The organism is Amycolatopsis solani, from assembly GCF_033441515.1.
In the GTDB taxonomy this organism is placed as follows: domain Bacteria; phylum Actinomycetota; class Actinomycetes; order Mycobacteriales; family Pseudonocardiaceae; genus Amycolatopsis; species Amycolatopsis solani.
Genome location: NZ_JAWQJT010000001.1, coordinates 1,289,068 through 1,302,391 on the forward strand (window position 1 = coordinate 1,289,068; position 13,324 = coordinate 1,302,391).

Consider the following 13,324-nt stretch of genomic DNA (forward strand, 5'->3'; position numbering starts at 1 on the left):
AAACCCCCATGGGCGAGAACCGCCGCGTACGGGTGGCCATCGTGGGCGTCGGCAACTGCGCGGCGTCGCTGGTCCAGGGTGTCCAGTACTACCGCGACGCGGACCCGGCCACCCGCGTCCCCGGTCTGATGCACGTCGACTTCGGCGGGTACCACGTCCGCGACATCGAGTTCGTCGCCGCGTTCGACGTGGACGCCAAGAAGGTCAGCCGCGACCTGTCCGAGGCGATCTTCGCCTCGGAGAACAACACCATCAAGATCGCCGACGTGCCGCCGCTCGGCGTCACCGTCCAGCGCGGCCACACCCACGACGGGCTCGGCCGCTTCTACCGCGAGACGATCGAGGAGTCCGACGAGACCCCGGTCGACGTCGTCGCCGCGCTGCGCGAGGCCAAGGCCGACGTGCTCGTGTCGTACCTGCCGGTGGGCTCCGAGGTGGCGGACAAGTTCTACGCCCAGGCCGCGATCGACGCCAAGGTCGCGTTCGTCAACGCGCTGCCGGTGTTCATCGCCTCCGACCCCGAGTGGGCCCAGAAGTTCACCGACGCCGGCGTCCCGATCGTCGGCGACGACATCAAGTCCCAGGTCGGCGCCACCATCACGCACCGCGTGCTGGCGAAGCTGTTCGAGGACCGCGGCGTCCAGCTCGACCGGACGATGCAGCTCAACGTGGGCGGGAACATGGACTTCCTGAACATGAAGGAGCTCGAGCGGCTCGAGTCGAAGAAGATCTCGAAGACCCAGTCCGTCACCTCGCAGGTCGACCGCGACCTCGGCAAGGGCAACGTCCACATCGGGCCGTCGGACTACGTGCAGTGGCTCGACGACCGCAAGTGGGCCTACGTCCGGCTCGAGGGCCGCGCGTTCGGCGACGTGCCGCTGAACCTGGAGTACAAGCTCGAGGTCTGGGACTCGCCCAACTCGGCGGGCATCATCATCGACGCGGTGCGGGCGGCGAAGATCGCCCTCGACCGCGGCATCGGCGGCCCGATCCTGTCCGCGTCGTCCTACTTCATGAAGTCGCCGCCGGAGCAGTACGACGACTCGACCGCGCGCGACGCCGTCGAGAAGTTCATCCGCGGCGAGGCCTGAGCCTCCCAGTCGAGAAGGCCGTCACCGCTGGTGGCGGCCTTCTTCGCGTGGTGCACTAAACCGGTGGGGCGGGGTGCGCGTTGGCGGGGTGTGAGTGCGAGCGTGGGCGAAAGCGCGCCGGGGGATCTGGGCGCGCCGACCTTCCACGACCTCTTCCGGGAGTACTTCGGCCAGATGACCCGGCTGGCGCACCTGCTCGGCGCGGACGACGCGGAAAACGTCGCCCAGGAGGCCTTCGTCAAGCTCCACCAGCGCTGGGACACCCTCACCGACCACACCCGGGTGGCCGGCTACCTCCGCACGACCGTGGTGAACATGTCGCGGTCGCGGACGCGGCACCTGCGGGTGGTCCGGCGCACCCCGCAGGAGCGGCCGCCGGACGAGCTGTCGGCCGAGGTCAGGGCGGTGGCCAACTGGGAGCACCAGCAGCTCCGCGCGGTGGTCGAGAAGCTGTCGAGGAGACAGCGCGAGGTCCTCGTGCTGAGGTATTGGCTGGACCTGAGCACGGCGGCCATCGCGGAGACGCTCGGCATCTCACCCGGCACCGTCAAGGCGACCACCCACCACGCGATGGAGAACCTGCGCAAGCACTTGGGGGACGACCTGGGAGGTGAGCGATGACCGACCTCGAACGCAAGCTGGCCGACGCACTGCGGACCGAGACGAGCAAGGTCACGCCCAACCTCGACGCGGCGTGGGCCGAACAGCTGCGCCGGCAGCACCGTCCCCGCCGCCGCCGGGCCGCGGTGTGGATCGCCCCGCTCGCCGCGGTGCTGGTGGTGCTGACCAGCGTGTCGATCGCCACCCAGGTCAACACGGTCCAGCCACCCCCGGCCCCGGCGGCGAGGCCGGGGCAGGACCTGGTGCTCGCCGCGCCCTTGATCTCACCGTCGGGCTTGGTGTTCTCGGGTGAGCCGAAGGCGCTCACCGACTTCGCGGGGCAGACGGACGCCTGGACTTCGTATGCCACCGACGCCGCTGGTTTTGGGGGCCTGCGGCTGCTCTGCGTCGAGGCGTTGCCCAAGAACGCGACCCACGGCGGGCCGAAGTCGAACTTCGGCATCGAGTCGCCGTCCTGCGTTCCCACGTCGGGATACCCGGTGAAGGCCGGGTACATCGGCAAAAACGGGGGCCCGCTGCCCGAGGGCAAAGCGGTTTTCCTCGTCGACCGGGTGGTGCGCGAGCTGCGCTTCTACGACTCGGCGGGTGATCTGACCCAGGCCAGAGCGCTCGACGTGCTGGGCGCGGGACGGCTGTTCCTCGCCGACGTCGAGCCCGGTTCACCGCCGGTCCGCTTCGAGATCAACTGGACCCCAGAAGCGCAGCCGGCAAGCCGGTGATCTCCGGCACCACCGCCGTCGCCTGGGCGAGGACCTCGGGGTCCGGCGGGAAGTGCGGGTTCGGCACCGCGTACACCGCCATCTTCGCCGCCAGCGCGGAGCGCAGCCCGTTCGTCGTGTCCTCGACGGCCGCGCAGTCCTCCGGCGCGACGCCCAGCAGCTCGGCCGCCCGCAGGTAGACGTCCGGTGCCGGTTTGCCGGCCCCGACCTGCTCCGACGACACCGCCGCTCCGACCGGCAGCCCCGTCACGTCGAGGAAGCCCTTGATCAGGATCACCGGCGACGAGCTCGCGATCGCCACCGGCCACCGCGCCGACACCTGCCGCACGACGTCCACCGCGCCCGGGATCAGCGGTGGTTCCGCGGCGTACCGGGCGGCCATCCGCTTGACGACGAGCGTCGCGATCTCGGCCGGGGTCGTCCGCGCGCCGAGTTCCTCCACCAGGTAGCGGGCCCATTCCGGGGTGCTCATCCCCTGCTGCGCGCGCGTCGCCTCCTCGCGCCAAGTGCCGCCGTGCTCGGCGACGACCGCGCGGCGCACCTCGTCCCAGATGCGCTCGGAGTCCACCAGTACGCCGTCGAGGTCGAAGATCACCGCGTCCATGCCCGCGAGCGTAGCTTGTGAGAGGAGTTACTTAGCTACCCTTACTAATTTTTGTTAGCCTGGCTAAGTGACTTCCCCGATCGCCGATCTCGCCCACCGGCTGCGGCCGCTGGTCTTCCGCCTGTACCACCAGGTGCGCCGCCAGACCCCGCAGCTGTCGCTGACCCTCACCCAGGGGTCCGTGCTGAGCGAGCTGGTCAACGGCGGTCCGCGCCGGATGAGTGCGCTGGCCGAGTTCGAGCAGGTCAAGCTGCCGTCGATGACCGACGTCGTCGGCCGCCTCGAACGGCTCGGCCTGGCGGTCCGCCGCCCGGACCCCGCCGACGGCCGTGCGGTGCTCGTGGACGTCACCAGCGAGGGTCGCCGCTTCTACGCCGAGACGGTGGCCGCGCGCGAGGAGTTCCTTCGCGAGCGGCTGATCGCCATGGACGACACCGACCGCGCCGCGATCGAAGCCGCCCTCCCGGCCCTCGCCAAGTTGCTCGTGGACACCAAGAAGGAGGAACTGATCAGCGATGAGCGCTGAACACCACTCGAGCCTGCTGGACGCCGTCAAGGGCCAGCCCAAGCAGGTGTGGATCACCGCGTTCGCCGCGGTCATCGCCTTCATGGGGATCGGTCTGGTCGACCCGATCCTGCTCTCCATCGCGAAGGGCCTGGACGCGACGCCGTCCCAGGTCACCCTGCTCTTCTCGTCCTACCTCGGCGTCCAGGTCATCGCGATGCTGGTCACCGGCGCGGCGAGCGCCAGGTTCGGGCCGAAGCGCACGGTGCTGGTCGGGCTGACGCTGATCGTCGCGGCCACCGCGCTGTGTTCGGCCGCCGGGTCGATCGAGCAGCTCGTCGGGCTGCGCGCGGTCTGGGGCCTCGGCAACGCGTTCTTCATCGCGACGGCGCTTTCGGTGATCGTCGGGGCCGCGACCGGCGGCCAGTCCGGTGCGATCCTGCTCTACGAAGCCGCACTCGGGGTCGGCCTGTCGGTCGGCCCGCTGCTGGGCGCGCTGCTCGGCAGCATCTCGTGGCGCGGCCCGTTCCTCGGCACCGCCGTCCTGATGGCCGGCGCGCTGGTGCTGTGCGCGGTGTTCCTCAAGAGCGACAAGCACGAGAAGCGCGACCCGATCAAGCTGCTCGACCCGCTTCGCGCGCTGAAGCACACCGGCCTGCTGCGCACCTCCGTCGCGTCGGCGCTGTACACCGCCGCCTTCTTCGCGGTGCTGGCCTGGTCGCCGTTCGTCCTCGGCTGGAGCGCCATCGCCGTCGGGCTGATCTTCTGCGGCTGGGGCCTGTGCGTGGCCGTCGCCGGGGTCGCCTTGGCGCCGCGGCTGGCCGCCAAGCTCGGTGAGCGGCACGCCGCCGCGGCCGCCGTCTTCGGGTACGCCGTGCTGATGCTGGTGCTGGCCGTGCCGAGCAAGCCGGTGCTGGTCGCCGGGATCATCGTCTCCGGGCTGGTCTCCGGCCTGCTGAACACGTTGTTCACCGGCACCGCGATGTCGATCAGCGACGCCCCGCGCCCGGTCGCCAGCGCGGGGTACAACTTCTGCCGCTGGCTCGGAGGCGCCGTCGCCGCGACGCTCGTCGGGCACGTGGCCGAGTGGTTCGGCTCGCCGCAGGCGCCGTTCGTGGTCTCGGCCATCCTGTGCGTGGTCGCCGGTGGCCTGCTCTCGCTGCGGGAGAAGAAGGCCGACCCGCACGCGGTGCCGCAGGAGGCCGCGCTCGTCGGCGAAGAGTTCTGACGGGACCGTTCGGAGCAGCAGTACACCCGCCGTTCATCTGAATGTCTGGAATGGCTGGTTTTGGGAGCTTAGGTTCGGATCGTTCCCGAACTCCCCACCATGGAGGCGTCGTGCCCGACCTGCTCCCGCTGTTCCCCGCCCACCCCGGCGGCCGCTCCCCGATCACCTGCGAATACCGCTGCGGCAACGCCTGTGCCCACCCCGAGCCGAACGAGTCCGGGAACGAGTACTTCGGCGACGTCGTGAAGGACATCTCCCGCCGGGGGGCCTTCAAGGCCGGCGCCGTGATGGCCGCCGCCGCGGGCGGGCTCGCGGCGCTGTCGGGGACCGCGGCCGCCGCGCCGGTCGCCGCACCGGCCGCCAAGCCGCGGCCGGTGCCCGGCACCGACTTCGACGCCGTCCCGCCGAACAAGCTCGACCAGGTCAGCGTCCCGGACGGCTACGACCAGCGCGTCGTGATCCGCTGGGGTGACCCGGTCGTGCCGGGGGCCCCGAAGTTCGACTTCACGAAGCAGACGGCCGCCGCGCAGGCCAAGCAGTTCGGCTACAACAACGACTTCGTCGGCCTGATTCCGCAGGACCCGCTGGGCCTGACCAACTTCCTCGTCGTGAACCACGAGTACACGACCGAGGTGCACCTGTTCCCGGCCGACCAGTACGACCCGGCGAACCCGACCGAGGAGCAGGTGAAGATCGCCTGGGCGGCGCACGGCCTTTCGGTGCTGCTGACCCGCCGCGACCCGGTCCACGGCGGCCTCGAGGTCGTCCCCAGCCGGTACGGCCGCCGCATCACGCTCGACACGGTCTTCGAGGTCCGCGGCCCGGCCGCCGGTTCGAAGTACCTGAAGACGTCGGCCGACCCGACCGGGCGCCGGGTCCGCGGCACGCAGAACAACTGCTCCGGCGGCGTGACGCCGTGGGGCACGGTGCTCTCCGGCGAGGAGAACATCCACCAGTACTTCGCCAACGCCGACAAGGTCACCGACCCGGTCGAGGCCGCGCGGCTGAAGCGGTACACCATCGGCACCGGCGCGAGCACCCGCAAGTGGGAGCGGTTCGACAAGCGCTGGGACGTCGCCCAGGAGCCGAACGAGCCGAACCGGTTCGGCTGGATCGTCGAAATCGACCCCAACGACCCGAACTCGACACCGATCAAGCACACCGCGCTCGGCCGGCTCAAGCACGAGGGCGCGAACATCAAGCTCACCGCCGACGGCCGGGTCGCCGCCTACACCGGCGACGACGAGCGGTTCGAGTACATCTACAAGTTCGTCTCCAAGGGCAAGTACAAGCCGGGCAAGAGCGCGCACGCGCGCCGGCACAACTCGGCGCTGCTCGACGAGGGCACCCTGTACGTCGCCCGCTTCACCGGCGACAGCCCGGTTGCCGAGATCGACGGCACCGGCAAGCTCCCCGCCGACGGCGAGTTCGACGGCGCCGGCGAATGGATCCCGCTGGTGAGCGGCGACAAGTCCTTTGTGGACGGGATGACCGCCGAGGAGGTCTACGTCTTCACCCGGCAGGCGGCCGACAAGGTCGCCGCCACGAAGATGGACCGCCCGGAGGACATCGAGCCGAACCCGGTCAACGGCCGGGTCTACGCGGCGCTGACCAACAACAGCGACCGCGGCGCGGCGGGCAAGGCAGGCGTCGACGAGGTGAACCCGCGCGTGGCCAACAAGAACGGGCAGATCCTGGAGTGGGAGGAGGCCCGCGGCGACGCGGCGTCGACGAAGTTCTCCTGGCGGCTGCTGCTCGTCTGCGGTGACCCGGCGGCGGCCGACACCTACTACGGCGGCTTCGACAAGACCAAGGTCAGCCCGATCTCCTGCCCCGACAACGTCACGTTCGACCGGCACGGCAACCTCTGGATCGCCACCGACGGCAACGCGCTCGGCTCGAACGACGGCCTGTTCTCGGTGCCGCTGACCGGGCCGGAACGCGGGCACGTCAAGCAGTTCCTCTCGGTGCCGGTCGGCGCCGAGACGTGCGGCCCGAACGTCACCGACCACGTGGTGCTCGTCGCGGTGCAGCACCCGGGCGAGAACGCGGCCAGCTCGGCGAACCCGACGTCGCACTGGCCGGACGGCGGCACCGCGCAGCCGCGGCCGTCGCTGGTCTCGGTGTGGAAGAAGGGCCGTTTCGGGCTGCCGGGCCGCATCGGCGAGCGCTGACGCACCTGGCCTGCACCGGTCGAGGTTCACTCTTAAGTGGACGGTTCTCGGCCGGTGCGGGCCGGTGCCACGCGCCATAGTCGAGGCATGGTCCGTTCGGCGCGCGTGGTGGCAGTGGCGGTGGTGGCGCTCTCGGGCGTGGTCGTACCCGCGGCCGCCGTGGCGGCGCCGCCGTCGTGCGGCGGGGTGGCGGCCAACCCGAGCGTCGAGGAGACGGCGCGCAACGGCGCTCCCGACGGGTACGTCTTCACCCCCGCCGCGCCGGTCCCGCCGGGGACGCCGGCCGCGAAGGCGCCGAAGCTGCTGACCGACCAGGCGTACGTCGTCGACGGGCAGCGGTCGGCGCTCGTCCAGACGCCGGACGGCAAGACCAGCACCGCTGTCCAGACCGAGAAGTTCGTCCCCGGCGGCGTCTACGCGTTGAGCGTCTGGACCGCTTCGCACGCGCCGGGCAACGGCGCGGCCACCGGCCTGCGGTTCTTCGACGCGACCGGCGCGCAGGTGCAGGAGAGCAAGCTCGCCGTCGACCACAACGCGAGCGACGGTCACCTGGCCCGCCAGGACTTCCCGGCGGTGACGGCTCCGGCGAAGGCCACCGCGGTGAAGTTCTTCACCACCACCAGCCTCGAACGGCTGCGCTGGGACTGCGTCGACCTCGAGCTCGCCGCGTACTCGGTGAAGAAGGAGGTGCAGAACCCGGCGACCGGCGCGTGGGGCTCGTTCGCGACGGTCACCGCCGGCGACACCGCGCACTACCGGATCACCGTGACGAACGACGGCACCGAGGAACTGACCGGGATCTCCGTGCAGGACCCGTGGTGCCCGGCGCCGTTCGCGCCGTTCTCGCTGGCCGGCGGCGCGAACAAGCAGCTGACCTGCGACCACCCGGACCTCACGGTGGCCGACAACGGGCACGTCAACACGGCGAAGGTCACCGGCGTGAAGTTCGCCGGTGGCACGCTCGGCGACAAGACGGCGTCGGCGACGATCACCGTGCTGCCGCCGCCCGCGATCGCGAAGATCGGCGACTTCGTCTGGAACGACCGCAACCGCGACGGGATCCAGGACCCGGACGAGCCCGGCGTCGCGGGCGTCAAGGTGACGCTGAAGGACGGCGCGGGCGGGACGGTCGGCACCGCGACCACGGACGCCGGCGGGAAGTACGGCTTCGAGAAGCTGAAGGACGGCACCTACCAGGTCTGCTTCGCCGTCCCGGCGGACTTCACGGTGACCCGCGAGGACGCGGCGGCCGACGACCGCGACTCCGACGCGGGCCCGGACGGCTGCGCGGCCCCGCGCACCCTGGGCGGCCCCGCGCGCGAGGACTTCACGGTGGACCTCGGGCTCGCCCCGCCGACGAACCGGATCGGCGACTTCGCCTGGAGCGACACCAACGGCAACGGCCTGCAGGACCCGGGCGAGCCCGGCCTCGCCGGCGTCAAGGCGGCGCTGGGCAACGGCGTCAGCGTCGTCACCGGCCCGGACGGCGCGTACGCCTTCACCGGCCTGGAAGACGGCAGCTACCAGGTCTGCTTCACCGCGGACGGCCACCAGCCCGACGGTGAAGGACGCCGGAGACGACGCCCGCGACTCCGACGCCGACCCGGCGTCCGGCTGCGCGGACCCGAGGACGCTCGGCCCCGGCGCGCGCGACGACCACACGGTCGACGTCGGCTTCGCGTAGTTACGGTGGAGGCATGACGGATCTTCCCCTGGCCCTCGTGACCGGCGCCTCCCGCGGGATCGGCGCGGCGGTCGCGCACCAGCTCGTGCCGACGCACCGCCTGCTGCTCGGCGGCCGCGACGCCGAAGCGCTGTCCGCGCTGGCGAAGGAGCTCCCGGGCGCGAAGCCGTGGCCGGTCGAGCTGACGAACCCGGAGTCGCTCGCCTCGGCGGTCGCGGACATCGAAGCGCTGGACGTCCTGGTCCACTCGGCGGGCGTCGCGCGCATCGCCCGGATCGAGGACGCGTCCGCGTCGGACTGGCGGGACAACTTCGAGGTCAACACCCTGGCCGTGGTCGAGCTGACCCGCCTGCTGCTTCCGGCCCTGCGCGCGGCTCGCGGCCACGTCGTGGTGATCAACTCCGGCGCCGGCCTGAACGCCCGCCCGGGCTGGTCCCCCTACGCGGCGAGCAAGTTCGCGGTCCGCGCCTTCGCCGACGCCCTGCGCGAAGAGGAGAAGGACATCCGCGTGACGTCGGTGTACCCGGGCCGCACGGACACCGACATGCAGCAGGAGATCTTCAAGGGCGAAGGCCGCGACTACGACACCACGCACCTGCTGCGCGCGGACTCGGTCGCGACCGCGGTGGTGACCGCGGTGTCAGCCACCCCGGACGCCCACCCGACGGACATCACCCTCCGCCCCCGCTGATCCGCCCGAAGCGGCACTTTCCCTATGAAAGTGACGCTTTCGGGAGTCAGACGCGGCACTTTCCCTATGAAAGTTCCGCTCTCGGGAGTCAGGCGCGGAGGCGGGCGGCGGTCTCGGCCACCCCGGCCTGGACCTTCGCCCGGTCCACCTTCACCGACTCGCCGCCGGCCACGACCTGCTCGCCCGCGACCCACACGTCGCGGACGCGCCGGGAGCCGGCCGCCCAGACGAGGTTCGACAGCAGCTGCACGTCCGGCACGTCGAGGCCGCACGCGAAGGCCGGGTCGTCCAGGTCGATGTGCACCAGGTCGGCCCAGCGGCCCGGCTCCAGCGCCCCGATGTCGTCGCGGCCGAGCGCCGAAGCGCCGCCGCGGGTGGCCAGCAGGAAGACGTCGGCCGCGGTCAGCACCGTCGAGTCACCCGTCGCCAGCCGGGCGAACATGGCCGCGAGCTGCACTTCTTCCCACAGGTCGAGGTCGTCGTTGGACGCCGGGCCGTCGGTGCCGAGGCCGACCGCGACGCCCGCCGCGCGCAGGTCCGCGATCCGCGCGATGCCCGAAGCCAGCTTCGCGTTCGAGCCCGGGCAGTGCGCCATGCCGACACCGTGCGCCGCGAACAACGCGATGTCGTCGTCCGACAGGTGGATCGCGTGCGCCGCCAGCACCCGGCCGTCGAGCATGCCCAGTTCCTTGAGCAGCGTGGGCACCGAACCGTGCGATTCCCGGACCGCGGTGTCCTCGAGAGCCGCCTCGGCGACGTGGATCTGGATCAGCGCACCGCGCGACGCGGCCGACTCCGCCGTCGCCCGCAGGGCTTCCGCCGACAGCATGTACGCCGAGTGCGGGCCGTAGCCCAGCTCGACGCGGTCGCCGTGGCCGAAGCGCAGGCCGTCGGTGTCGATCCAGCGTTCGATGCCGGCCAGCTGGGCGCGCCAGTCGAGACCCGGCAGCTCCATCACCGGCGGCGCCACCAGCACGCGGGCGCCGGTCGTGAGCACCGCGTCGACCAGCTGCTCGCCTTCGAAGTACATCTCGGCGCTGGTCGTGACGCCGTGGCGCAGCATCTCCACCGAGCCGAGCAGCATGCCGGTGCGGATGTCCTCGGGCCGCAGCTTCGCTTCGGCGGGCCAGATGATCTCGTTCAGCCACGGCAGCAGCGGCAGGTCGCCGCCCATCCCGCGCAGCAGCGTCATCGGGCTGTGCGCGTGCGTGTTGACCAGGCCGGGCAGCAGGATGCCGGTCAGGGTGGTGACCGGCGCGGCGGACTCGGGGGCGGTGGCCGCCGGTCCGCAGTAGGAGATGCGCCCATCGGCGTCGACATCGACGACCGCGTCACGCAGAAGCGAACACGACGGGTCGGCCGGGAGAACGACAGGGGCGTGGAAACGGCGTTGCATCTCTGGATACTACGCACCCTCGATTACGAGACGACTCCACTCCGCCACGCCCACGCGGCGATCTCGACGCGGTTGCGCGCGCCGATCTTGCCCTGCACCGAAGCCAGGTGCGTCTTCACCGTGGACAGCGACAGGAACAGCTCCGACCCGATCTCGGTGTTCGTCAGCCCGCGCGCGGCCGCCTGCACGACGTCCATCTCCCGCGCGGTCAGCGGCTCCGACGGCGGTGCGACCCGCGCCTTCGCCGCGCCACCGCCGTCGAAGTGCTTGAGCAGCCGGATGGTGATCTGCGGCGACACCAGCGCGTCGCCGCGGTCGGCCGCGCGGACCGCCTCGATCAGCAGCGCCGGGCCCGCGTCCTTCAGCAGGAAGCCGTGTGCGCCGTTGCGCAGCGCCGTGTGGACGTACTCGTCGAGGTCGAACGTCGTGACCACGACGACCTTCAAGGGATCGCTCACGTCGGGCCCGGCCAGCTGGCGGGTGACCTCCAGCCCGTCGAGGCCGGGCATGCGGATGTCGAGCAGGCAGACGTCCGGGCGCAGTTCGCGGGCCTTCGACACCGCCGAGACGCCGTCCGCGACGTCGGCGACGACCTCGATGTCGTCCTGCGCGTCCAGGATCATGCGGAACCCCATCCGCACCATTTCCTGGTCGTCGGCGATCAGTACCCGGATCACTCGTCCCCTTCCCCGGCGGCCAGCGGCAGCCACGCTTCGACCCGCCAGCCACCGTCCGGGCCGCGCCCGGCCGACAGCCGTCCTTTGAGCAACGCGACGCGTTCGCGCATCCCGACCAGACCGTAGCCGCCCGATCCCCCGGCCGGACGGCGCGCCGTCTCGCGTCCGTCGTCCGTCACCCGCAGGTGCAGTTCGGGGCCGAGGACCTCGGCCACGACGAACGCCTCGGTCGCGCCGGACGCGTGCTTGCCGACGTTCGTCAGCGACTCCTGCACCAGCCGCAGCGCCGAGCGGCCGACCTCGTGCGGCAGGTCCGGCGGCAGGTCGAGGTGCATCGACGTCGGCACGCCGTGGTTGGCGGTGTCGACCAGCTTCCGCAGGTCGGCGCCCAGATCGGTGGTGGCCTGCTCGCTGATCTCGCTCGACCCGGCGGGCGCGTCCCCGCGCATCGAGCGGACCAGCCGCCGCATCGCCGCGAGCGCCTCGACGCCGGCGTTCTCGATCCGGGCCATCGCCTCGACGGCGACCTCCGGCTTCTGCTCGGCCATCATCCGCGCGGCCTGCGCCTGCACGACGATCCCGGTGACGTGGTGGGCGACGACGTCGTGCAGCTCGCGGGCCAGCGCCATCCGCTCGGCCGTCTGCGCGTCGGCCACCGCCGACTTGACGACCGTGGTGCGCTCGGAATCCCGCGAGCGCAGCATCAGGCCGGTGGCGATCGAGATGCCGAGCAGCAGCGCCGCGGCGAAGGCCAGGATGGACAGCGTCTGCGGGTCGGTCTGCAGGCCGCGGGGCTCGTTCGAGTTGAGGATCGCGGCGAGCGCGACGACGCCCGAGAGGATCGACACCCGTGGCCACGACGCGTTGAGGCCGCGGGCGCGGGTCACGTTCACCACCACGCCCATCGCGGCGATGACCTGCACGAACGGCACGCCGCCCGGCATCGGGTAGTCGTAGCGCAGGTGCAGGAACGGCGTGACGACCGCCGACAGCAGCAGCATCCCGGCGATGCCGAGGAGCGCGTCCGCCGGCCGGCGCGGCGAGAGCACCGCGATGGCCGCCGCGACGATCGAGCAGAACAGGATCGGGAAGCCACGGGCGTTGCTCGAATACGTGTAGCCGAACTCGAACAGCAGCGCGAAGCCGAGCAGGCCCATCAGCGGCCACTGCCCCATCGCCAGCTCGTTCACCCGGCGCAGCCGCCGGGTCCGCGGCCCGGCCTGCGGACGGCGGTCCCGCGCCGCGATCGCGGGCACGAGCGGCGCGGCGAGCAGCAACAGGCCGAACAGCAGGGCCTGCGAACCCGTGCCGCTGTCGATGTCGCCGACCCCCGCGTACCGGCCGAAGACCGCGACGAGGCCGCTGACCACCAGGAAGCCGATCACGCAGAACGCCACGCCGGCCCGGGCCCGGCGGGCCGCGTAGTAGACCATCAGCACCCCGGCCACGACCTCGGTGATGGTCACCTTCGGCAACACGCTGGAGTACGGCGGGATGTGGAACGCGTGGATGAAGAGGGTCGAGAAGATCAGCACCCCGCCGCCGGCCACGGCGGCGACGGCCGCGCGCTTCTGGGCCCACACCGCGCACGCCGTCATCGCGAGCAAGCCGGGCAGCAGCCCGAAGTCGACGAACCGCGGCCCGTTTTCGTCGAGCGCGGCCTGCGTCGTGTAGACGACGTCGAAGAGCAGGGCGGCGAAGAGGACGGCCGTGGGCACGCCGATGCGCCGCACCAGGGCGGCGGCGCGGCTGTACAGCGTTTTCGGTGGGGGCGCGGCGGTCACAACGTGACGTTAGAGGATCCGCGGGCGTTCGCACCTTGGCCGACCGGCTCGTGCTCCCTCGGCCGAACGGCCGATGCGGGCCGGGGCGTGACTGGCCGTCTGCCCGAAGTGGACACCCGGGAGTTTCGGCGAAGCTCGTCGGTACCAAGA

General features: G+C 71.6%; 12 protein-coding genes. 8 read left to right on the forward strand and 4 right to left on the reverse strand.

The window, feature by feature from the left end:
• The first annotated feature begins 8 nt into the window (after positions 1-8).
• The 3 genes from SD460_RS06475 (at position 9) to SD460_RS06485 (ending at position 2,431) form a co-directional block, all read left to right on the forward strand.
• A complete protein-coding gene (locus SD460_RS06475) occupies positions 9-1,091 on the forward strand; it encodes an inositol-3-phosphate synthase (protein ID WP_290062420.1) in 1,083 nt (360 codons plus the stop codon).
• Positions 1,092-1,193: 102 nt separating this feature from the next.
• On the forward strand, positions 1,194-1,712 hold the full coding sequence (locus SD460_RS06480; protein WP_318305990.1) for an RNA polymerase sigma factor: 519 nt from the start codon (positions 1,194-1,196) through the stop codon (positions 1,710-1,712).
• Positions 1,709-2,431: a hypothetical protein gene (locus SD460_RS06485; protein ID WP_290062422.1), complete on the forward strand. Its 723-nt coding sequence runs from the start codon at positions 1,709-1,711 to the stop codon at positions 2,429-2,431. Before SD460_RS06480 ends, SD460_RS06485 begins: the two co-directional genes overlap by 4 nt.
• Here the strand turns inward: SD460_RS06485 and SD460_RS06490 are convergent.
• Positions 2,394-3,035 (reverse strand): HAD family hydrolase, encoded by a 642-nt coding sequence (locus tag SD460_RS06490; protein WP_290062423.1) that lies wholly within the window; start codon positions 3,033-3,035, stop codon positions 2,394-2,396. The two genes, SD460_RS06485 and SD460_RS06490, sit on opposite strands and share 38 nt — an antisense overlap.
• Before the next feature lie 67 nt (positions 3,036-3,102).
• Here SD460_RS06490 and SD460_RS06495 point away from each other — a divergent pair, with 67 nt between their 5' ends.
• From SD460_RS06495 to SD460_RS06515, 5 genes are all read left to right on the forward strand, one after another.
• Positions 3,103-3,561, forward strand: a complete 459-nt coding sequence (locus SD460_RS06495; RefSeq protein WP_290062424.1) for a MarR family winged helix-turn-helix transcriptional regulator — start codon at positions 3,103-3,105, stop codon at positions 3,559-3,561.
• A complete protein-coding gene (locus SD460_RS06500; protein ID WP_290062425.1) occupies positions 3,551-4,768 on the forward strand; it encodes an MFS transporter in 1,218 nt (405 codons plus the stop codon). Before SD460_RS06495 ends, SD460_RS06500 begins: the two co-directional genes overlap by 11 nt.
• A 110-nt stretch (positions 4,769-4,878) precedes the next feature.
• Complete coding sequence (locus SD460_RS06505; protein ID WP_438860824.1) at positions 4,879-6,942, forward strand: PhoX family protein; 2,064 nt, start codon at positions 4,879-4,881, stop codon at positions 6,940-6,942.
• Positions 6,943-7,029: 87 nt separating this feature from the next.
• Entirely contained in the window at positions 7,030-8,643 is a 1,614-nt protein-coding gene (locus SD460_RS06510; RefSeq protein WP_290056722.1) for a DUF7850 domain-containing protein, read from the forward strand.
• The gene (locus SD460_RS06515; RefSeq protein ID WP_290056723.1) at positions 8,640-9,317 is read left to right on the forward strand and encodes an SDR family oxidoreductase; all 678 of its coding nucleotides are present in this window, start codon (positions 8,640-8,642) and stop codon (positions 9,315-9,317) included. The genes SD460_RS06510 and SD460_RS06515 overlap by 4 nt, the downstream gene beginning before the upstream one ends.
• Positions 9,318-9,405: 88 nt before the next feature.
• Here the strand turns inward: SD460_RS06515 and SD460_RS06520 are convergent, their stop codons facing one another.
• From SD460_RS06520 to SD460_RS06530, 3 genes are read right to left on the reverse strand one after another with little or no spacing between them, the layout of a single operon-like run.
• The gene (locus SD460_RS06520) at positions 9,406-10,713 is read right to left on the reverse strand and encodes an amidohydrolase family protein (protein ID WP_318305992.1); all 1,308 of its coding nucleotides are present in this window, start codon (positions 10,711-10,713) and stop codon (positions 9,406-9,408) included.
• A gap of 23 nt (positions 10,714-10,736) precedes the next feature.
• Complete coding sequence (locus SD460_RS06525) at positions 10,737-11,390, reverse strand: response regulator (protein ID WP_290056725.1); 654 nt, start codon at positions 11,388-11,390, stop codon at positions 10,737-10,739.
• Positions 11,387-13,174, reverse strand: coding sequence for a sensor histidine kinase (locus tag SD460_RS06530; RefSeq protein ID WP_318305993.1), 1,788 nt, complete (start codon positions 13,172-13,174; stop codon positions 11,387-11,389). The genes SD460_RS06525 and SD460_RS06530 overlap by 4 nt, the downstream gene beginning before the upstream one ends.
• Positions 13,175-13,324 lie beyond the last annotated feature (150 nt).